Origin of the sequence: Allosphingosinicella sp. (assembly GCF_036570505.1) — a bacterium.
Classification (GTDB): Bacteria; Pseudomonadota; Alphaproteobacteria; order Sphingomonadales; family Sphingomonadaceae; genus Allosphingosinicella.
The window spans coordinates 1-1,721 of record NZ_DATCYB010000032.1; the positions used below are offsets into that span (position 1 = coordinate 1).

Below are 1,721 nucleotides of genomic sequence, written 5' to 3' on the forward strand. Positions count from 1 at the left end.
CCACCGCGGCCGCGACGCTGGGGCGCGCCGGTCGTTTCGGTCGCCGCCTCGGGGGCGCCTGCGGCGTTCTGAACTTCGTCTGCCATCGTTAAAACTCCAATCCGCCTTCGCGCGCCGCGTCGGCCAGCGCCTTGATGCGCCCGTGGAACAGGAAGCCGCCACGGTCGAACACGACCTGGGTCACGCCCGCCTTCTTGGCGGCAGCGGCGAGGCGCTTGCCGACATCGGCGGCGGCAGCGGCGGTCGCGCCGGTCTTGCCGCGGACGTCCTTGTCGAGCGTCGAGGCGGCAGCCAGCGTCTTACCGGCGGCGTCATCGATGAGCTGCGCATAGATATGGCGGCCCGAACGATGCACCGACATACGCGGACGCCCGGCGGCGCGCTGGCGGAGGGCGGTGCGGACGCGCTGACGGCGCTTCTGGAAAGGGGTAAGATGTGCCATGGCTTACTTCTTCTTGCCTTCTTTGCGGAAGATGTACTCGCCGCGATATTTGATGCCCTTGCCCTTATAGGGTTCGGGCTTGCGCCAGCGGCGGATCTCCGCCGCGACCTGGCCGACCTTCTGCTTGTCGATGCCGCTGATCTCGATCGTCGTGTTGTCCGGCGTCTTGATCTCGATGCCCTCGGGCACCGCGAAATCGACATCGTGGCTGTACCCGAGGTTCAGCTTCAGAGTCTTGCCCTGCGAGTTGGCGCGATAGCCGACGCCGGTGATCTCGAGCACCTTGGTGAAGCCCTCGGTCACGCCCGTGATCAGGTTCTGCACCAGCGTGCGCTGCATCCCCCAGAACGCGCGCGCTTCGCGGCTGTCGTTGGCGGGCTTCACCGAGATCGAGCCTTCGCCGACCTCATAGTTGATGAGGTCGGACAGCGGCATCGCCAGCGTGCCCTTGGGCCCCTTGACCGACAGCTCGCCGCTGTCGATCGCGGCGGTGACACCGCTGGGGATTGCCACGGCCTTTTTACCGATGCGCGACATCAGAACACCTCCGCCAGCACTTCGCCGCCGACATTATGCTCGCGCGCTTCGGCATCCGACAGGACGCCGCGCGGGGTCGACACGATGGTGATGCCCAGGCCGTTGCGCACGATCGGCAGCTCTTTCGAGCCCGAATAGATGCGGCGGCCCGGCTTCGAGACGCGGGCCACGTGGCGGATCGCCGGCTGGCCCTCGAAATATTTGAGCTCGATGCGAATGCCCTTGTGCTGGCCCTTCGCGCCCAGCGCTTCTTCGCTGTAGCCGCGGATATAGCCTTCGCGCTGGAGCACATCGAGAACGCGGACGCGCAGCGTCGAGGCGGGAGTCAGGACGCTGTCCTTCTTCGCCTGCTGGCCGTTGCGGATGCGGGTGAGCATATCACCCAGGGGATCGGTCATTGCCATCTTGTCAGTCCCTTACCAGCTCGACTTCACAACGCCGGGGATCAGGCCCTTGTTGGCCAGATCGCGGAGCTGCACGCGGCACAGCCGGAATTTACGGTAATAGGCGCGCGGACGGCCCGTCAGCTCGCACCGGTTGCGGATGCGGGTCGGGTTGCCGTTGCGCGGGATTTCCGCCATCTTGAGGCGCGCGATCAGACGCTCGCCATCGTCGAGCGAGGTGTCGGCCGCAATGGCCTTCAGCTTCGCGTAGCGACCGGCATATTTCTTCACCAGACGCTTGCGACGCTCGTTCTTGTTCACCGAACTCAGTTTCGCCATGACTTAAGTTCTCTTTCCTT

4 protein-coding genes are annotated in these 1,721 nt (G+C 65.3%); all 4 read right to left on the reverse strand.

What is annotated here, in order from left to right; translation table 11 throughout:
- Positions 1 to 88: 88 nt before the first annotated feature.
- The 4 genes from rplR to rpsN are packed head-to-tail and all read right to left on the reverse strand — an operon-like array spanning position 89 to position 1,701.
- Positions 89 to 442, reverse strand: coding sequence for a 50S ribosomal protein L18 (rplR, locus tag VIR62_RS02505; protein WP_431868425.1), 354 nt, complete (start codon positions 440 to 442; stop codon positions 89 to 91).
- A 3-nt stretch (positions 443 to 445) separates the two neighbouring features.
- Complete coding sequence (rplF, locus tag VIR62_RS02510) at positions 446 to 979, reverse strand: 50S ribosomal protein L6 (protein ID WP_184094204.1); 534 nt, start codon at positions 977 to 979, stop codon at positions 446 to 448.
- Positions 979 to 1,383 carry a 30S ribosomal protein S8 gene (gene rpsH / locus VIR62_RS02515; RefSeq protein WP_037556380.1) on the reverse strand — a complete coding sequence of 135 codons (405 nt, stop codon included), beginning with the start codon at positions 1,381 to 1,383 and terminating at the stop codon, positions 979 to 981. Before rpsH ends, rplF begins: the two co-directional genes overlap by 1 nt.
- A gap of 12 nt (positions 1,384 to 1,395) precedes the next feature.
- Positions 1,396 to 1,701 carry a 30S ribosomal protein S14 gene (rpsN, locus tag VIR62_RS02520; protein ID WP_067108754.1) on the reverse strand — a complete coding sequence of 102 codons (306 nt, stop codon included), beginning with the start codon at positions 1,699 to 1,701 and terminating at the stop codon, positions 1,396 to 1,398.
- Positions 1,702 to 1,721: the final 20 nt, after the last annotated feature.